16 protein-coding genes and 2 pseudogenes are annotated in these 17,402 nt (G+C 61.9%); 11 read left to right on the top strand and 7 right to left on the bottom strand.

The features are described from left to right. Nucleotides 1–28: 28 nt before the first annotated feature. The 5 genes and pseudogenes from BFQ01_RS33425 to BFQ01_RS19670 all read right to left on the bottom strand — a co-directional run bounded on the left by BFQ01_RS33425 (nucleotide 29) and on the right by BFQ01_RS19670 (nucleotide 6,098). Nucleotides 29–691: a sensor histidine kinase gene (locus BFQ01_RS33425; RefSeq protein WP_370671269.1), complete on the bottom strand. Its 663-nt coding sequence runs from the start codon at nucleotides 689–691 to the stop codon at nucleotides 29–31. 60 nt (nucleotides 692–751) lie between these two features. Continuing rightward, nucleotides 752–835, bottom strand: a pseudogene (locus BFQ01_RS33420) (hypothetical protein); the annotation flags it as partial. A gap of 569 nt (nucleotides 836–1,404) precedes the next feature. Then, on the bottom strand, nucleotides 1,405–3,219 hold the full coding sequence (locus BFQ01_RS19680; RefSeq protein ID WP_065926548.1) for a DAHL domain-containing protein: 1,815 nt from the start codon (nucleotides 3,217–3,219) through the stop codon (nucleotides 1,405–1,407). Between the two features lie 10 nt (nucleotides 3,220–3,229). Further along, the gene (locus BFQ01_RS19675; protein ID WP_065926547.1) at nucleotides 3,230–4,198 is read right to left on the bottom strand and encodes a cytochrome-c peroxidase; all 969 of its coding nucleotides are present in this window, start codon (nucleotides 4,196–4,198) and stop codon (nucleotides 3,230–3,232) included. Between the two features lie 25 nt (nucleotides 4,199–4,223). Next, nucleotides 4,224–6,098: pseudogene (locus tag BFQ01_RS19670) on the bottom strand (putative bifunctional diguanylate cyclase/phosphodiesterase). Nucleotides 6,099–6,317: 219 nt separating this feature from the next. On the opposite strand from BFQ01_RS19670, the gene BFQ01_RS19665 reads away from it, so the two are divergent. The 3 genes from BFQ01_RS19665 to BFQ01_RS19655 are packed head-to-tail and all read left to right on the top strand — an operon-like array spanning nucleotide 6,318 to nucleotide 8,592. After that, complete coding sequence (locus BFQ01_RS19665; protein ID WP_065926546.1) at nucleotides 6,318–7,634, top strand: HD domain-containing phosphohydrolase; 1,317 nt, start codon at nucleotides 6,318–6,320, stop codon at nucleotides 7,632–7,634. A 32-nt stretch (nucleotides 7,635–7,666) separates the two neighbouring features. Further along, entirely contained in the window at nucleotides 7,667–8,080 is a 414-nt protein-coding gene (locus BFQ01_RS19660) for an NUDIX hydrolase (protein WP_065926545.1), read from the top strand. Nucleotides 8,081–8,085: 5 nt separating this feature from the next. Further along, the gene (locus BFQ01_RS19655) at nucleotides 8,086–8,592 is read left to right on the top strand and encodes a GNAT family N-acetyltransferase (protein ID WP_065926544.1); all 507 of its coding nucleotides are present in this window, start codon (nucleotides 8,086–8,088) and stop codon (nucleotides 8,590–8,592) included. A gap of 50 nt (nucleotides 8,593–8,642) precedes the next feature. Here the strand turns inward: BFQ01_RS19655 and metR are convergent, their stop codons facing one another. Beyond that, complete coding sequence (metR, locus tag BFQ01_RS19650) at nucleotides 8,643–9,560, bottom strand: transcriptional regulator MetR (RefSeq protein WP_027604617.1); 918 nt, start codon at nucleotides 9,558–9,560, stop codon at nucleotides 8,643–8,645. A gap of 182 nt (nucleotides 9,561–9,742) precedes the next feature. On the opposite strand from metR, the gene BFQ01_RS19645 reads away from it, so the two are divergent. The 5 genes from BFQ01_RS19645 to BFQ01_RS19625 all read left to right on the top strand — a co-directional run bounded on the left by BFQ01_RS19645 (nucleotide 9,743) and on the right by BFQ01_RS19625 (nucleotide 13,295). Further along, entirely contained in the window at nucleotides 9,743–10,762 is a 1,020-nt protein-coding gene (locus BFQ01_RS19645) for an alpha/beta fold hydrolase (RefSeq protein WP_065926543.1), read from the top strand. A 55-nt stretch (nucleotides 10,763–10,817) separates the two neighbouring features. Beyond that, complete coding sequence (locus BFQ01_RS19640) at nucleotides 10,818–11,471, top strand: DsbA family oxidoreductase (protein WP_065926542.1); 654 nt, start codon at nucleotides 10,818–10,820, stop codon at nucleotides 11,469–11,471. A 125-nt stretch (nucleotides 11,472–11,596) separates the two neighbouring features. Continuing rightward, nucleotides 11,597–12,517, top strand: coding sequence for an arginase (locus BFQ01_RS19635; RefSeq protein ID WP_065926599.1), 921 nt, complete (start codon nucleotides 11,597–11,599; stop codon nucleotides 12,515–12,517). After that, on the top strand, nucleotides 12,514–12,894 hold the full coding sequence (locus BFQ01_RS19630) for a transporter (protein ID WP_065926541.1): 381 nt from the start codon (nucleotides 12,514–12,516) through the stop codon (nucleotides 12,892–12,894). The genes BFQ01_RS19635 and BFQ01_RS19630 overlap by 4 nt, the downstream gene beginning before the upstream one ends. Beyond that, on the top strand, nucleotides 12,891–13,295 hold the full coding sequence (locus BFQ01_RS19625) for an EamA family transporter (protein WP_065926540.1): 405 nt from the start codon (nucleotides 12,891–12,893) through the stop codon (nucleotides 13,293–13,295). Before BFQ01_RS19630 ends, BFQ01_RS19625 begins: the two co-directional genes overlap by 4 nt. A gap of 53 nt (nucleotides 13,296–13,348) precedes the next feature. Here the strand turns inward: BFQ01_RS19625 and BFQ01_RS19620 are convergent, their stop codons facing one another. Beyond that, complete coding sequence (locus BFQ01_RS19620) at nucleotides 13,349–14,119, bottom strand: MipA/OmpV family protein (RefSeq protein WP_065926539.1); 771 nt, start codon at nucleotides 14,117–14,119, stop codon at nucleotides 13,349–13,351. A 226-nt stretch (nucleotides 14,120–14,345) separates the two neighbouring features. On the opposite strand from BFQ01_RS19620, the gene BFQ01_RS19615 reads away from it, so the two are divergent. From BFQ01_RS19615 to BFQ01_RS19605, 3 genes are read left to right on the top strand one after another with little or no spacing between them, the layout of a single operon-like run. After that, complete coding sequence (locus tag BFQ01_RS19615; protein ID WP_065926538.1) at nucleotides 14,346–15,050, top strand: MtnX-like HAD-IB family phosphatase; 705 nt, start codon at nucleotides 14,346–14,348, stop codon at nucleotides 15,048–15,050. Beyond that, on the top strand, nucleotides 15,043–16,437 hold the full coding sequence (locus BFQ01_RS19610; RefSeq protein WP_027604609.1) for an aspartate aminotransferase family protein: 1,395 nt from the start codon (nucleotides 15,043–15,045) through the stop codon (nucleotides 16,435–16,437). Before BFQ01_RS19615 ends, BFQ01_RS19610 begins: the two co-directional genes overlap by 8 nt. Then, nucleotides 16,434–17,390: an alpha/beta hydrolase gene (locus tag BFQ01_RS19605; protein WP_065926537.1), complete on the top strand. Its 957-nt coding sequence runs from the start codon at nucleotides 16,434–16,436 to the stop codon at nucleotides 17,388–17,390. Before BFQ01_RS19610 ends, BFQ01_RS19605 begins: the two co-directional genes overlap by 4 nt. Nucleotides 17,391–17,402 lie beyond the last annotated feature (12 nt).

The raw sequence follows: 17,402 nt of genomic DNA, 5'->3' as shown, positions 1-17,402 counted from the left end.
GCAGGGGCGGATGATTCGGCGGCGTGTCCTACGCCGCCGTCTGCCGAATCGGCAATACCACGCGAAACTTCGTGCCCTTGCCCAGTTCGCTGCTGACAGAGATATCGCCATGGTGTTTCTTGACGATGCCGTAGGAGAGTGACAGCCCTAAGCCAGTGCCTTCGCCTACCGGCTTGGTGGTGAAAAACGGGTCGAAGATTTTCTGCACCGCCTCGGGGGCAATCCCGCAGCCGTTGTCCGCCACTTCCAGCCACACGTTCTCGCCTTCCACGCCGTTGCTGATGGTGATGATGCCGCGCTCCGGCCCCATGGCCTGCGCCGCATTGATCACCAGGTTCATCACCACCTGGTTGAGCTGGGAGGCCAGGCATTCGATCTCTGGCAGCGGCGCGTAGTGCTTGACCACATCGGCCTTGTACTTGAGTTCGCTGGCAACGATGTTCAGCGTCGAATCGATGCCCTGTTGCAGGTTTGCGAATTGCCAGGTCTGGTCGTTGTCCACCCGCGAGAAGTTTTTCAGGTCCTTGACGATCTGCACCACGCGGCCGATGCCCTCCTTGGACTCGCGGATCAACACCGGAATGTCTTCCTGTAGAAACTCCAGTTCCAGGCGGGTGCGCAAGGCCTTGAGCTGCTCGTGCTGTTCACCCGTGGCGAGGCTTTCTTCGGCCTGCCGGTAAGCCTCCAGCATCTGTTGCAACTGGTTGAAGTAGCCGTCGAGGGTGCTGAGGTTGGAGGAGATAAAGCCTACCGGGTTATTGATCTCATGGGCCACGCCCGCGGCGAGTTGCCCCAGGGAGGCGAGTTTTTCCGACTGCACCAGTTGGCTTTCCAGGTGCTTGCGCTCTTCGATTTCCAGCTGCAGCGCGTGGGTGCGTTGTTCCACCAGCCGTTCCAGATGAGTGGTTTGCAGGGTGGCGCGACGGGCCATGTCCCATTTATTGGCCAGGGTGTTGGCCATCTGCTGGACTTCGATGTTATCGAACGGTTTTTTCAGGATCAGCAAGCGATCATGGCCTTGCAGGCGGTCGAGCAGGTCCTCCCAGGAATAGTCCGAGTACGCGGTGCACACCACCACTTGCAGGTCGGGGGCGACTTTCCAGAGCTCTTCTATGGTCCTCGCGCCGTCCCAGCCCTGGGGCATGCGCATGTCGACAAACGCCAGGGCATAGGGCTGCTGGTGCGCCATGGCGGTGATGAGCAACTGCAGGCCTTCTTCGCCGCCGTAGGCCGAGTGCAGGTCGAAAGGGGGGGCCGTGGGTTTGCTGGTTTCACCGAACAGTGCCGACTCCATGTCATCCAGCTCCTGGTTGGATTCAGTGGGCGGCATCAGGATCTTGCGGAAATCCTCATGAATCGACGGCGTGTCATCAATCAACAGGATGCGCCGGTTGGGAGGCTGGTTCATACGAGGCTTCCGGCAGGAATGAGGGGGATAGTCAGGGTGAATAGCGCGCCCAGGCCCGGCCCGTCGCTGTGGGCGCTGAGGTGGCCGTCCATTTCGACGGCGGCCAAAGCGCAGCTGTGCAGGCCGAAGCCGTGACCTTCCTTGCGGGTGGTAAACCCGTGGGTAAATATCCGGGTCATGTTCTCGGCCGGTATGCCTTCGCCTTCGTCCTTCACGCTGATCTGCAACCTGTTGCCCTCCAGCGACTGGACTGTCAGGGTCATCTGCCGTGGCCGGTCGGTGAGGTTGGACATGGCGTACTTGGCGTTGCTGATCAGGTTGACCATGATCAGCAGCAAGCGGTGTTTGTCCCCGAGGACTTCCGGTACCTGCCCATAGTGCTTGACCACCGTGACATTGTGCCGGCTCAGTGCCCCCGCGTTCATGCGCAGGGCGTCTTCCATCAAGGTGCTGATCTGCACCGGTTCCTTCATCGAGGGCGCGCCCGCATAGGATTGTTGGGTGGAGACGATGTCCTTGATATGGTCCACGCTCTTGCTCAGTTGCCCCAGCTCCTCGATCAGGCCTTGCTGCTCGACGGCAATGGCGTCCACCAATTGGTTCAAGTAGCCGGGCAGCAACTTGCCCTTCTCATCCTCGGTGATAAAAGTGCCCAGGTCGCCCTGGCGTTCGTTGATCAACTGCATGGCCTTGCCCAGGCCCATTGCCTTGCTGCTGCGCAGTTTGCGGGTGACCAGGTCGGCGGAGATGTTCACGCTGTTAAGCACATTGCCGACGTTGTGCAGCACGTTGGTGGCGATCTCCGCCATGCCGGCCTGGCGCGCGCTGTCCATCAGCTCGCTCTGGGCATCCTTGAGCTGTCGGGTACGCCGTTCCACACGCTGTTCCAGGGTTTCGTTCACCGCCTGCAAGGCGCGGTTGACGCGGTTGATCTCGGCGAAACTGCGCAGCAGGCGAACCGCCAGGAACAGCAGCAGGGCCACCAGCAGGGTCGAGAACACCAGCAGGTAACGGTGGTATTGCTGCTCGACCAGGTCGAGGGCCTGTTGGTCCTGGTTGAGGTGGGTGGTCAGGTCATCCAGGCGTTCGGCTACCGGAATGGCGGCGATCTGTTCGAGCAACGTGTTCACCACCGGCTGCTCGCGCAGGATCAGTTCGATGTGATTGCTCAGGATCTCCACCGGGCCGCGGAATTCGCTGGGCAGCAGTTCCTGGTTGACGGCCAGCTTGCCCAGGCCGACGAGAATGTCGGCGGCGCGCTCGTCGCTGGTGACCTGGGCGAATTCAAGGCTGCTGAGCAGCAAGTCGTAGGTGTCGGTGGCCACGCTTTGCAGTTGCGGTTTTGTATCGTCGTTTACCTGGTTGAACTGCGCCTGGATATCGTCTTCGGCGGTCGGCAGGAAAGCCAGGGAGTTGCGCAATACCGCGTTATGGGACTTGAACTGGTCGACGCGCCGGGCCTTTTCCTGGATGGCCGCTTGATAAGCCTGCTGGCTGGCTTCCCAGGCGGGCAGGTCTTGCGGGCTGTGGTACGAGCCGCGTGCTTCCAGTTCGGCCCACAACCGGGTCATTTCCGTCAGGGGCGTCACCAGGGGGTCGTAGTTGTGGGTGATGGCGATCCTGGCCTTGAGGACTTCGCTGTCCCACTGGGCATTGAGTTGCTGCAACTGCCGGATCAGGTCCCGGGAGTGGGTGTAGGAAGACGACTGGTCGCTGGACGACTTGATGTACAGAAAAATCAGGGTCGAGGCCAGCAACAGGGTGATCAATCCCAAGGCCAACTGGCTGGTGCGGCGGCGAGAAAGGGTCATGACGGTCTGCTCATAAAGGCTTGCCTTTCCATTCGCCGGTCAGGGTCTTGAGAAACTGGATGATCAGGTCTTTATCCTCCTGTGAAGGATTGCGCCCCAGTTGGAACTTGAACATGACGTCGACGGCTTCTTCCAGGGTCTTGGCCGAGGCATCGTGAAAATACGGGGCCGTGACCGCGACGTTACGCAGGCTGGGGACCTTGAACACGTGCCGGTCTTCCTCATCCTTGGTCAGCAGGTAGCGCCCCAGGTCCGACTCGACGGGGTTGCCGCGGACCTTGAAGTAGTCGCCCATCACGCCGAATTTCTGGAACATGTTGCCGCCGATGTTGATGCCCTGGTGACAGGCGATGCAACCGTAATCCTTGAAGCGCTGGTAGCCGTACTTTTCCTGGATCGTGAGGATTTCCGTGTTGCCCAGCAGGTACTGGTCAAACCGTGAGTTGGGCGTCAGCAGCGTGCGTTCATAGGTGGCCAGGGCGTTTTGCACATTGGCGGCGGTGACGCCATCGGGGTAGGCCTGTTTGAACGCCGCCTGGTAGGCGGGCAGGGCGGTCAGGTTCTGCACCACGGTGTTCCAGTCGCTGCCCATTTCCACCGGGCTGATGACCACTTGCTCGACCTGCGCTTCCAGGGTGTCCACGCGGCCATTCCAGAACTGTTTGAAGTTCAGGCTGGCGTTGAAGACCGACGGCGTATTGATCTCCACGGGTTTGCCGTCGAAACCCAGGGAGAAGGGCCTGGTGTCGGCGCCCCCGGATTCGAGGTGATGGCAACTGGCGCAAGACAGCGTGTTGTTCACTGACAGGCGCGGCTCATTGAACAGCTGGCGGCCCAGCTCGACCTTGGCCGCATCGAGGTGCGGCACCGGCGGCAGGGGTTTGAGCGCTTCGTCCAGCGGCGCGGCCGTCACGGTCGTCCCCAGGCACAGCCCCAACGCGAGGATGGAGCCGAAATGGTAGGTTGAAACGTCGCTCAAGCGAGCACTCCTTGCAGGCATAGGGCTATTGGTCGGGCATCAGTGTGGGGCTGCCCACCTGCAGCAACTGGGCGAAATCCTTCGCAGGCACGGCCTTGCTGAACAGAAAGCCCTGGCCTTCTTCACAGTGCTGGGCTCTCAGGAAGTTCAGCTGTTCGACGGTCTCTACCCCTTCGGCGATGATGTTCAGCTCCAGGCTCTTGCCCATCCCGATGATAGCGCTGATCAGTTGCGCGTCCTGGCTATTTTCGTGCAGCCCGCGCACGAATGATTGGTCGATCTTCAGCACATCGATGGGAAAGCGTCGCAGGTAGCTGAGGCTGGAGTAGCCGGTGCCGAAATCATCCAGGGCCAGGCGCACGCCCATGGCCTTGATCCGGTTCAGGATATCGACCGTCTCGTCGACATTCTGCATCAGCACGCTTTCGGTGATTTCCAGCTCCAGCTGGTTGGGCGGCAGGCCGGTCTGCTTGAGGATGGCGGCCAGGTTGTCGACAAACTCCCGCTGGCGGAAGTCGATGGCCGAGATGTTCACCGAGATGCGCAGCGGCGCCAGGCCCATGGTGCGCCAGGCCTGTGCCTGTTCGCAGGCGTGGCGCAGCACCCACTGGGTCAAGGCGACGATCAGCCCGCTGTCTTCGGCCACCGGAATGAAGTCGGCCGGGTGGACCCAGCCCGAGCGCGGTTGAAACCAGCGGATCAGCGCCTCTGCGCCGAGGATCCGCCCGGTTTTCAGGTCCAGCTTGGGCTGGTAGTGCAGCGCAAACTCATCGTGCTCCAGGGCCTGGCGGATCGCGCTTTCCAGGTTCTGTTGATGCCGGGCGCGCAGGTTCATGTCTTCGGTGTAGAAACTCAGGTCGTCCGGGCCACGCTCCTTGGTGGTGTGCATGGCGGTTTCGGCGTGCTTGATCAGTTCCACCGCAGTGCTGCTGTCATTCGGGTAGATGCTGATGCCGAGGCTGGCGGTAACGCTCAGGTCGTGCCCCGCGACATGCCGGGTAACGCTGATGGCCTGGAGCACCTTCTGGGCGATGTGCTGGGTTTGCTGGGGATGCTGGACATCATTGAGCAGGATCACAAACTCGTCCTAACCATAGCGAAACACCGAGTCAGACTCACGCACGGCCGCCACCAGGCTTTGGCTGACCTGCTGGAGCACCTCATCCCCCACCGGATAACCCAGGGCGTTGTTGATGCGCTTGAAGCGGTCGAGCCCGATAAACATCACCGCCAGTTGCGTATCATGGCGCCGGCCCAGGGCAATGGCCTGGGTCAGGCGGTCGCCCAGCAGCGTGCTGTTGGGCAGCTCCGTGAGCGCGTCGTATTGCAGCAGGTGCGAGACTTTCAGCAACTCCTGCACGCGCTCCTCAATCGTGCGTTCGAGCCCGATCACCTTGAGGGCGGCATCCTGGGCGAGCTGCCATTTCCAGGTCAGGGCGCTGGCCATCTGGCGGATTTCCAGGTGGTCGAAGGGCTTTTTCAGGATCAGCAACTGGTCGTTGTACTTCAATCGCGCCTCGATCGCTTCAAAGGAATAGTCGGAATAGGCGGTGCACAGGGCGATCTGCAGGTTGGGATCGACGTTCCACAACTGCTCGATGGTTTGCAGGCCGTCCCAGCCGGGCGGCATGCGCATGTCGATGAACGCCATGGCGTAGGGGGTGTTGGTTGCCAGGGCCCGACTCACCAGATCCAGGGCCTCCTGGCCCTGGTAGGCGGAATCGAGGATAAACGCCTGGCGAGCAACGGCCGTTGTGCCGAACAGGGTCTGCTCAAGGGTATCCAGGGAGGGCTCGGCGTCGGCGTCGGCGCACAGGATCTTGCGAAAGTCCAGGTGGATGGACGTGGCATCATCGACGATCAGGATGCGACGGTTGGCCCGCCCTGCGTTCGGGTTCATAGTGCGCGCCTTATCTGCAAACGGTTCGACGGCATAACCATTCCTTCCTTGGTTCCATGGCTGAGCGGGGCGCAGACCTGCCGTGACAGTGTAGTCGAGGTCCCTTGAATTCGGCGGCCAGTTGGCGTCAAATCAACTCCGCGCCTTAAGCGAGGGAAGATGGCTTGGCACAGGGGTTCAAATCAGCTCAATTCAGTTCAATGTGAAGGCGCAACAGGCATGGATGAACAACTTGCGACGAAACCCACTATTTTGCTGGTCGACGATGAAGAGTCGATCCTCAACAGCTTGCGCCGCCTGTTGCGCGGCCAACCCTTTGATGTCGTGCTCGCGGGCGGCGGCGCACAGGCCCTGGAGATCATGGCCGCCCAGCCCATCGACCTGGTGATGAGCGATGCGCGCATGCCCGGCATGGACGGCGCGCAGCTGCTGGCCGAGGTTCATCGCCTTTATCCCGCCACCAGTCGCATCCTGCTCACCGGCTACGCCGACCTGCCGACGATCATCAAGGCGATCAACGAAGGGGCGATCCACCGCTATATCGGTAAACCCTGGAACGACGACGAACTGAAGCTGATCCTGCAGCAGGCCCTGGAATTTCAGCGGCTGGAGCGCCTGGCCCATCAGCAGAACGACCAGCTCAAGCTGTTGAACGCCACCTTGGAAAAACGCGTGGCAGCACGCACCAGTGAGTTGCAACAGACCGCCGACATGCTCGACCTGGCCTACGACGAGCTCAAGCGCAGCTACGTGACCGGCACCGAAGTGTTTTCGTTGCTGGCCAACCTGCGCCTGCCCAAGAACAAACAGACCAACCGCGCACTGATCGAACTGGTGCGAGTGTACTGCACCGCCCAGTCCATAGACGAAGCCAGCGCCCGCGACATGGCCATGGCCGCCGCGCTGTACAACATCGGCAAGCTGAGCTGGAGCGACAGCATGTTGATCGAGCCGGCCGACAAGCTGCACAGCACCGATCGCGAGCGCTACCGTGGCTATCCGGCCCAGAGCGAATCGCTGCTGATGACCCTGGAGCCGATGAAGGATGCGGCGCGGATCATCCGTCATCACCAGGAACGCTGGGACGGCAGTGGTTTTCCCGACCACCTCAAGGGCGATGCGATTCCGTTCGGTTCACGCCTGCTGAAACTGGCGGTGGACTTCATCGAGTTGCAGAAAGGCCTGATCCTTGAGCGGCACCTGAACAGCGATGAAGCGCTGTTGTATATCCGCAAGTATGCCGGGCGCCTCTACGATCCGGACCTGGTCGAGGACTTCATCCTGGCGTGCGCTGCGTTTCTCAGTGACGTGACCCTGGGCGATCCGACCGTCAAGGTGCTCACCACCCGTGAGCTGGAAGACGGCATGGTCCTGGCGCGTAACCTCAACGCCGATAACGGCATGTTGCTGCTTAACGCCGGCAAGGTGCTGAACCTGCCGTTGGTGGACAAGCTGATTGCGTTCGAGGCGATGGAAGGCGCCAAGTACAGCGTGTTCATCAAGGAACCGGACGAGAGCGAAGGGGTGCTCCATTAATTTTCATTTTTTGAGTTCAAGGTTTTCAGTTCATGCCTAGCACTATCCGTATCGCCGCTGCCCTGCTGATCGGCAGCGACGGCCACACCTTGCTGGTGCGCAAGCGCGGTACCCAGGCCTTTATGCAACCCGGTGGCAAGATCGACGCCGGTGAGCAGCCCGTCGAGGCCCTGGCCCGCGAGCTGTACGAAGAGCTGAACCTGCGCATCGAGCCCGGCGACGCGGTCTACCTGGGTCACTTCTCGGCCCCTGCGGCCAACGAACCGGGGTTTACCGTGGACGCTGAATTGTTCCAGGTGCAGATCGATGCTCCGGTCAGCCCGGCCGCTGAAATCGAAGAGGTGCGCTGGATCGACCCGGCCGGTGATGGCGGCCTGGTGCTGGCGCCCTTGACCCGTGACCTGATCCTGCCGTTTTATCGCGCGTCACTGACCACGCCGGCCTGACGCGAATGAGCGTGCGTGCGCTGGGGGCCAACGATGCCGAGGCTTATCGGGCGTTGATGCTGGAAGCTTACGGCGCCTATCCCCAGGCGTTCACTTCCAGTGTGGCCGAGCGTGCGTCGATACCGTTGAGCTGGTGGGAAAAGCGCCTGGAAAGTCCGCTGGATCGTTTGCTCGGCGCGTACGTCGACGGGGTACTGGCCGGCATCGTCGGCCTGGCCTTCGAGCCTAGGGAGAAGGCGCGGCACAAGGTGACCCTGTTCGGCATGTACGTGAACGCGGCTTACCAGCAGAAAGGCTTGGGCCGGCGATTGGTCGAGGCAGCGCTGGATGAAGCGCGCCGACATCCGCGGCTGAAAGTGATCCAGCTGACCGTCACCGCCGGCAACGATGCAGCGTTTGCGCTGTACCGCCGCTGCGGGTTTATCCAGTACGGCCTGGAACCGTTGGCGGTGCGAGTGGGCGTGGACTACTTCGACAAAATCTACATGTGGCGCGAACTCACGGCTCACTGAGATCCAATGTAGGAGGGGCTTGCCCCTCTCACATTTGGAACTGTGTTGTTTCAGCGTACCGCGCTCACGCCATCCAGCGTTGAAAACGACGTATCTTTTGCCGTCAGCAAAAAATCGCGCATATACGGCGCATCCAGCATGTCCGCACGAATCCCCGCATACAGCGTCGCAAACAAGCCTTTCTCGCCCAGGCGCTTGGCCTTCACGTAGCCGCGCGAGCTGTATTCATGCAGCGCCCAATGGGGCATGCCGCACACGCCACGGCCGCTGGCGACCAGTTGCATCATCATCACCGTCAGTTCCGAGGTGCGCACCTGGGCCGGTTCCACATCGGCCGGTTCCAGGAAGCGGGTGAAGATGTCCAGGCGGTCACGCTCCACCGGGTAGGTGATCAGGGTTTCGCTCAGCAGGTCTTCGGGCACGATGTACGCCTTGTTCGCCAGCGCGTGCTGGTTGGCCACGGCGAGCATGGCTTCGTAGGTGAACAGCGGCACATAGGTGATGCCCGGCAGCTCCAGCGGGTCGGAGGTCACCACCAGGTCCAGGTCGCCACGGGCCAGGGCCGGCAGTGGCGCGAACGCAAAGCCCGAGGCCAGGTCCAGCTCGACTTCCGGCCAGGCATCGCGGAATTGGTCGATGGTCGGCATCAGCCATTGGAAACAACTGTGGCACTCGATCGCCATGTGCAGGCGTCCGGCGGTGCCCCCGGCCAGGCGTGCAATATCGCGCTCGGCACCACGCAGCAGGGGCAGGGTGGCGTCGGCCAGTTGCAGCAGGCGCAGGCCGGCGCTGGTGAAGCGCACGGGTTTGGTCTTGCGCACGAACAGCGGCATGCCCAGGCGCTCTTCCAGCTCCTTGAACTGGTGGGACAGCGCCGACTGCGTCAGGTGCAGACGCTCGGCGGCCTCCACCAGGCTGTCGGCTTCGCGCAGGGCGTGCAGGGTCTTGAGGTGACGGATCTCGAGCACGGGCTCTCCATGAAGACAATTTGTGACGAAACGGAATAGCGTGAGTTTGTCTCATGTTGCAATCCATGTCGACCATGACCGCCGGGCGCTCTTCATCAAACTGTCATGGAACTGTGGCAGCGCCCTTGAACAAACTTCATCAGACTCGCGCTCTACTGGGGTTCTGCGTTTCGGTGTTTTTCATGCGCGTGTTGTTTTTACTGGCCGCTCTACTGTTCGGCCTGCCGTCTTTTGCGGCGTCTCGATGTGATGTCAATGTCCCGACCCAAACGGTCGACCTGGCCCAGGTGAGCATCGCCTACCAGAGTATCGGCCGTGCGTCCGACCCGGCCTTGCTGCTGGTGATGGGCTTGGGCGGGCAACTGATTCACTGGCCTGACGAAGTCGTCGTCGCCCTGTGTCAGCAGGGTTTCCGGGTGATCCGCTACGACAACCGCGATGTCGGCCTCTCCACCTGGCGCCAGGCGCCGGCGAACGCCAACCTGACCTTTGAAGTGCTGCGCTACAAGCTCGGCCTGCCGGTATCGGCGCCGTACACGCTGACGGATATGGCCGATGACGCCCTGGGCCTGATGGACGCCTTGCAGGTCCAGCAATTCCACGTACTGGGCGCAAGCATGGGCGGCATGATCGCCCAGCACCTGGCGGCGATGGCGCCCCAGCGCGTGGAAAGCCTGACCCTGGTCATGACCAGCTCCGGCGCCGAAGGCTTGCCGGCCCCGAATGCGGCGCTGGTGCAATTATTGTCGCGACGCAGTGCGCCGAATCGTGAAGTGGCGCTGGAGCAGCAGGCCGATTTGCTCGCGGCGCTGGGCAGCCCGACTGTGAAGGACGATCGCCAGGTGCTGCTGCACCAGGCGGCGCTGTCCTATGACCGCGCCTTCAACCCGGACGGCGTGAAGCGCCAGATCATGGCGATCCTCGCCGAACCCAGCCGTGTGCCGCTGCTCAACCAGCTGCGCGTGCCGACACTGGTGGTCCACGGCACCGCCGACCCGTTGCTGCCGGTGATGCACGGCGTGCACCTGGCGGCGCATATCCAGGGCAGCCAGTTGAAGTTGATTCCCGGCATGGCCCATCGTTTCCAGGAAGCGTTCAAGGCGCCGCTGCTGACGGCGGTGTTGCCGTACCTGCAGGCTCATCGTGAAGATGCCGCACATTGGGCGCAGATTGACCCGGTCGCGCCTTCGAAGCTGCTGTGACATTGGTGTATCGTGCACCCTTTACGGCGTATTGAAGCCTGCGAGGTTGCCTGTCATGAGTACTCCCCTGAAAATCGATTTCGTCAGCGACGTGTCCTGCCCCTGGTGCATCATCGGCCTGCGCGGCCTGACCGAAGCCCTCGACCAGCTTGGCACCGAGGTGCAGGCCGAGATCCATTTCCAGCCGTTCGAACTGAACCCGAACATGCCCGCCGAAGGGCAAAATATCGTCGAACACATCACCGAGAAATACGGCTCCAGCGCCGAAGAGTCCCAGGCCAACCGTGCGCGTATCCGCGACATGGGCGCCGAGCTGGGCTTTGCCTTCCGCACCGACGGCCAGAGCCGTATCTACAACACCTTCGACGCACACCGCCTGCTGCATTGGGCCGGGCTCGAGGGCTTGCAGTACAACCTCAAGGAGGCGTTGTTCAAGGCCTACTTCAGCGATGGCCAGGACCCTTCCGATCACGCCACCCTGGCGATCATCGCCGAAAGCGTCGGCCTGGATATCCAGCGCGCCGCCGAGATTCTCGCCAGCGATGAATACGCCGCCGAAGTCCGCGAGCAAGAGCAATTGTGGACCTCCCGTGGGGTGACGTCAGTGCCGACCATCGTGTTCAACGACCAGTACGCCGTCAGCGGTGGCCAGCCGGCGGAAGCCTTTGTGGGCGCGATTCGCCAGATCATCAACGAAGCTAAAAACTAAAATCGGACACTGATCCAAATGTGGGAGGGGGCTTGCCCCTCCCACATTTGTTTCTCACTGTCCTTGAGGTAAGCGCTGGCCCGCCCCTTGCATCGACCCCCTAAAGCCATAGGGGAAACATGACCTTGAACATTCTCGACCTCGACCACAGCCTCACCGGTCAGGCACCGATTGCCCGGCGTCTGGCCAGTGGCCGTGCCACGCGTATCGACCTGCTGGACCTGGGCCCGAAGCTGCGCCTGTGGTCCACCGAAAAAACCTGGAAGCGCTTCGCCGAACGCCTGGCCCGGCGGCCCCGGCCCACGGATGCGCGTCCGGAAATCCTGTTCGTCGGTTCCGGCGATTATCACCACCTGACGCCGGCGTTTCTGGCCGACCTGAAAGAACCCATCAGCCTGATCCACTTCGACAACCACCCCGACTGGGTGCGCTTTGCGCCCAGACGCCACTGTGGCTCGTGGGTCAACCGCGCATTGAACATGCCGGCGATCAAACGCATCGTCACCCTCGGCCCCTGCAGCGATGACCTGCATAACCCGCAACTGCGTGGCGGCAACCTCGGTGCCCTCAAGCGCGGGCGCCTGCAACTGTTCCCCTGGCAGCACCCGCCGTCGAAAGTCTGGGGCCGGGTCGGCGATGGCGCCGGCCACCAGCAGCAGGAAAACCACCTGCACTGGCGCAACCTGGCGGAGCTGGACTGGCCGGCGTTTCTCGAGCAGATGATCGGCAGCCTGCCCACCGAAGCGATCTGGATCACCATCGACAAAGACGTGCTCGCCAGTGAAGACGCCGCCACCAACTGGGACCAGGGCGGCATGCGCCTGACCCACCTGCTGCAAGCCCTGCGGGCGCTGGCGGCGCGCAAGCGCATCATCGGCATCGACGTGTGCGGCGAGTTCGCCACGCCGGCGTTCAGCAACGCGTTCAAGCGTTGGGAAGCCAAGTCCGACCAGCCGCCCGCGGAGCGCTGGAGCCCGGAGGATCTGCAGCGCAACGCCGCCACCAATGAAGCCCTGATCGACCTGTTTGAGGAGCTGTTCCCGTGAGCCTGACCGTGGTGTTACTCGTGGCGTTTTCCATCGTGCTCGATGTGATCGGCCAACTGTGTTTCAAGCTCGGCCTGGACCGTTTGCCGGAGTTGGAGGGCGGCTTTCGCCTGAATGCGTTCTGGGGCCAGGTGTTCAATGCGCCGTTGCTGTGGGCGGGGATCGGTGCCTATGTAATCGAGTTTTTCGTGTGGCTCGAAGCGCTGTCTCGTGCGCCGTTGAGCCTGTTATTCCCGGCGGCGGCCCTGGCTTATTGCGGGGTGGTGCTGGCGGGCAAGGTGGTACTGGGCGAAACCGTCAGCCGACGTCGTTGGCTGGGCACGCTGGTGATTACCTTGGGTGTGATGCTGGTAGCGATTGCTGGGAGTCAGGCATGAGTACGCAAACGATGCATACCGGTTGGTTGCATGGGCGCCTGGGCACGGTGGTGCTGTGGGCCTTGCTGATCTGCACCGAGAGTGCCGGGCAGCTGTTTACCAAAGTTGCAGGGGACCAACTGGGGCAGATGGATTTCAACTGGCAGTGGTTGTCCGAGGTGGCGCGTAACCCGGGGATCCTGGCGGCGATCGCCAGTTACATCGGCGCGTTTTTCGTGTGGATGCTGATCCTGCGGCGCAGCAGCCTGTCCCTGGCGTTTCCGCTCAGTTCGCTGGTGTTTGTGGTGGTGTTGCTGGGTTCGTGGCTGGGGCTGGGGGAACATATCAGCCCGCTGCACTGGGTAGGCGTGGCGGTGATCATCGGCGGGATAGCGCTGCTGGCCGAAGGCGAAGAAAACTGAAACACGAATTCATGGGGAGTGGGCTTGCCCCTCCCATATTTTGTTCGAAGTGATCAATCAAACTTGTAGCTGATCGCCGTTTGTACCTGGCCCTGGTTCACGTCGCCGGTCTCCTTGACGATGCTGCTGTTGGCCGCCGAACCCACCAGGTGCACCCAGCTGGCGCTGGTCAGCAGTGACCAATTGGAGGCCAGGGGGAATTCGAAACTCTGGGTCAACGTGAGGTTCTGGAAGCCGCCGTTGGCGTTATACGGACGAATACCAGAGGCCGCGGATTCATTGGCGTCCACCCCGAAATAAGTCTGGGTCTGGCGCGCATCGGCGAAATTCGCCGCCAGGCCGCTGCTGCCGATCACCCCGCCACCCAGGGGGTAGCCCAACTCGCCGCCGACCTTGCCCAGCGCGCCGCTCTGCGAGTGCCCGCCGCCCACGGCCTGGCCCATCCGGGCGTACACGCGCCAGAAGTCGGCCGGCGCGTATTGGATGAAGCCGCCCACTTCCGCCATGTCCGACACATTGCGCAGGCCTTGCAGCTCACCGTTGGAGGTACGCCCCTGCAGGTAGTTGATATAGGGGCCGGCGGTAAAACCGTTGGTGTTCAGGGCGCTCCAGGTCAGGCCGTCATCGGTGCTCAGGCTGACGTTGCCCCAGTCCAGGTCCAGGTAGGGCACGGGGCGGGTTTCGTAGCGGCTGCCGGTGGGGTCGTGGGGTTGATAACTGAGGCCCGCGCCGGCTTCACCGGTGACCGGGGCTGCCAGGGCGGTGTCGGCAATGCCCCACAGCCCCAGTAAACCGGCGAATACAGCGCAAGTGAGTTTGAGCATGGAGCAGGTTCCTTATCTGGACATGCGCGCATGAACGCGCGAAGGGCATCCCTTGCGCAAGCACTCATCTTGTTTGTAGCGAGCTACAAAAATTGTAGCTTGCACGACACATATCTCCACCGCTAACGCCAGAACCCCCAGCCCGGCTGGGCTTCAGCCAGTTGGCACACTCCCTGCTCTACCCCTTGGGCAAGCGCACACAGCGCGCTCCTCAAGGTAAACGCAGATGATCCACTGGCATATCGTGTGTGACTTCGACGGGACCATTACCCCCACCGATGTCATCGACAACGTCCTCCAACGCTTCGCCGGCCCCGAGTGGGAAACCATCGAACAGGAATGGCTGGATGGGCATATCGGTTCCCGCGAATGCCTGAGCCGTCAACTGGCGCTGATCAAGGCCACCCCAAGTGAACTGCTGGCGTATTTCGACAGTGTCGAGATCGACCCGGATTTCCCCGACTTCGTCGATCACGTGCTCGGCCTGGGCGCTTCCCTCGAAGTGGTCAGCGACGGTATCGAACAGGGGATTGCGCGGATCCTGTCGCGCAACTACGTGACGTTACTGCCGATCCTTGCCAACCGCCTGCGCCAGGTCGACCAGAACAGCTGGCGCATCGACTTCCCGTATGCCAGCGATGCCTGCCGCGCCGCTTCCGGCAACTGCAAGTGCAAATCCACCCCGCGCAACAAGCGCGTGCTGGTGATCGGCGACGGCAAGTCGGACATGTGCGTGGCCTCCACCGCCGACTTCGTGTTCGCCAAAGACAGCCTCGCCCAGTACTGCGCAGCCAACAACATCCCTCACGCGCGCTTCGACACCTTCGCCGAAGTGCCTGCGTTGCTGGCCCGCCTGCCTCAGGGCATCGCCGCCAACGCCACCACCTTCAATACCTCTTCTGACAATCAGGAACTCTTCCACCATGTCTGATATCCGCATCGCTACCGCCGAAGACCAGATCCTCCTGGATAAAGAAGCCAAGTATTGCTCCTACGGCGACACCGTTCACTACATCGAGCCACCGCGTATTTTCAGCCGTTGCGAAGGCTCCTACGTGTGGGACACCGAAGACCAGGCCTACCTCGACCTGCAAATGTGGTACTCGGCCGTCAACTTCGGCTACGCCAACCCGCGCCTGAACAATGCGTTGAAACAGCAGATCGACACCCTGCCGCAAATCGCCAGCCAGTACCTGCACAAAGGCAAGATCGAGCTGTCGGAAATGATCGCGGTGGACGCCAAGAAGAAATTCGGCCTCGACGGTCGCGTGCACTTCAACGTCGGCGGTTCGCAGTCGATCGAAGACTCCCTCAAGGTGGTGCGTAACGCCACCAACGGCAAAAGCCTGATGTTCGCCTTCGAAGGCGGCTATCACGGCCGGACCCTCGGCGCCTCGTCGATCACTTCCAGCTACCGCTACCGTCGTCGCTATGGCCACTTCGGCGAGCGCGCGCAGTTCATCCCGTTCCCGTACCACTTCCGTGGCCCCAAGGGCATGACCAAGGAAGAGTACGGCAGCCATTGCGTGCAGCAATTCGCGCGCCTGTTCGAGACCGAATACAACGGTGTGTGGGACCCGAAAGTCGGCCAGAGCGAATACGCCGCGTTCTACGTCGAGCCGATCCAGGGCACCGGCGGCTACGTGATCCCGCCGATGAACTTCTATCGCGAACTCAAGCATGTGTTGGATCAGCACGGCATCCTGATGGTGTCCGACGAAATCCAGATGGGCTTCTACCGCACCGGCAAACTCTGGTCCATCGAGCACTTTGACGTACAACCGGACGTGATCGTGTTCGGCAAGGCGCTGACCAACGGCCTCAACCCACTGGGCGGCATCTGGGCCCGTGAAGAGTTGATCAACCCGAAGATCTTCCCGCCAGGTTCGACCCACTCCACTTTCGCCTCCAACCCATTGGGCACGGCGGTGGGCCTGGAAATGTTCAAGATGACCAACGAAGTCGACTACGGCGCGATGGTCATGGCCAAGGGCAAATTCTTCCTCGAAGGCCTGCAGGACCTGCAGAAACGGTTCCCGATCATCGGCGACGTCGACGGCCTGGGCCTGGCCCTGCGCTGCGAAATCTGCGGCCCGGACGGCTTCACGCCGGACAAGGCGACCCTGGACTACATGGTCGAAGAAGGCATGAAAGGCGACATGGTCGTCGATGGCCGCAAACTCGGCCTGATCCTCGACGTGGGCGGCTACTACAAAAACGTGATCACCCTGGCACCGTCCCTGGAAATCAGCTACCCGGAAATCGAACTGGGCCTGAAGCTGCTCGAGCAACTGCTGGTACGGGCGACCCAACGGTGAGCGCCGCCGGGATCGACCTCGGTGAAGGCAGTGCCGGTTTCGTTCTCGGTGAAGGTCCGGTCGGGATCCTGTTGATCCACGGCCTGACCGGCACCCCGACGGAGTTGCGCCAGGTCGCCAAGGGCCTGGTCAAGGCGGGTAACTGCACGGTGTACGTGCCCACCCTGGCCGGGCACTGCGGTGACAACAGCGACCTGCAGGCCACCGGCTGGCTGGACTGGTACGAGGGCGTGCGCAAGACCTTCGTGCAGGTCAGGCAACGCCACGAGCAGGTGTTTGTCGGTGGTTTGTCCATGGGTGCGGTGATGTCGATGTACGTGGCTGCCGAGCACCCTGGGCAAGTTGCCGGGCTGTTGATGTATTCCACCACCCTCAAGTACGACGGCTGGAGCATCAACAAACTGGCGTTCCTCACGCCGTTGCTGATGAAGATTCCGTTCGGCGTGCATATCTGCCGCTTCGAAGAGAAGCCGCCCTACGGCATCAAGAACGAACGCCTGCGGGCAATCGTCGAGCGGCAGATGAAGGAAGGGCAGAGCAGCGAAGCCGGTTTGCTGACCATGGAAGGCATCACGGTGCGCGAGTTGCACCGCATGAATGCCGTGGTCAGGAAACGCATGCCCAAGGTCAAGGTGCCGGCCCTGGTGCTGCACTCCCTCGAAGACGACATCACCAGCCGCTGGAACGCCGATTACGTGGAGCGTCACCTGGGCGGCCCGGTGACCAAGATCCTGCTGGACAACTGCTACCACATGATCACCGTCGACCTGCAATACCGCCGGGTGATCGAGTTGAGTGCCGACTTTGTCGAGCGGCACACCGCGTTTGTGGACGCCGGCTTACTTTGTGGTGAGCGGGCTTGTTGTGGTGAGCCAGCTTGCTGTGGTGAGCGGGCTTGCCCCGCGCCGGGCGGCGAAGCCGCCCCATCACTGACACTGCATGCGTCCAGTTAGAACTGAGGTGCC

Source organism: Pseudomonas sp. 8 R 14, from assembly GCF_900005955.1.
Lineage (GTDB): Bacteria > Pseudomonadota > Gammaproteobacteria > Pseudomonadales > Pseudomonadaceae > Aquipseudomonas > Aquipseudomonas marginalis.
The sequence above is the reverse complement of the archived record's forward strand: the minus strand, read 5'-3'. Positions and strand labels throughout refer to the sequence as shown.

Excerpts from the sequence above, each read along its gene's own strand:
- BFQ01_RS33425 (WP_370671269.1), bottom strand. The coding sequence starts at position 691 with ATGCTGGAGGCTTACCGGCAGGCCGAAGAAAGCCTCGCCACGGGTGAA.
- BFQ01_RS19680 (WP_065926548.1), bottom strand. The coding sequence starts at position 3,219 with ATGACCCTTTCTCGCCGCCGCACCAGCCAGTTGGCCTTGGGATTGATC.
- BFQ01_RS19665 (WP_065926546.1), top strand. The coding sequence starts at position 6,318 with ATGGATGAACAACTTGCGACGAAACCCACTATTTTGCTGGTCGACGAT.
- BFQ01_RS19660 (WP_065926545.1), top strand. The coding sequence starts at position 7,667 with ATGCCTAGCACTATCCGTATCGCCGCTGCCCTGCTGATCGGCAGCGAC.
- BFQ01_RS19655 (WP_065926544.1), top strand. The coding sequence starts at position 8,086 with ATGAGCGTGCGTGCGCTGGGGGCCAACGATGCCGAGGCTTATCGGGCG.
- BFQ01_RS19645 (WP_065926543.1), top strand. The coding sequence starts at position 9,743 with ATGCGCGTGTTGTTTTTACTGGCCGCTCTACTGTTCGGCCTGCCGTCT.
- BFQ01_RS19640 (WP_065926542.1), top strand. The coding sequence starts at position 10,818 with ATGAGTACTCCCCTGAAAATCGATTTCGTCAGCGACGTGTCCTGCCCC.
- BFQ01_RS19625 (WP_065926540.1), top strand. The coding sequence starts at position 12,891 with ATGAGTACGCAAACGATGCATACCGGTTGGTTGCATGGGCGCCTGGGC.
- BFQ01_RS19620 (WP_065926539.1), bottom strand. The coding sequence starts at position 14,119 with ATGCTCAAACTCACTTGCGCTGTATTCGCCGGTTTACTGGGGCTGTGG.
- BFQ01_RS19615 (WP_065926538.1), top strand. The coding sequence starts at position 14,346 with ATGATCCACTGGCATATCGTGTGTGACTTCGACGGGACCATTACCCCC.
- BFQ01_RS19610 (WP_027604609.1), top strand. The coding sequence starts at position 15,043 with ATGTCTGATATCCGCATCGCTACCGCCGAAGACCAGATCCTCCTGGAT.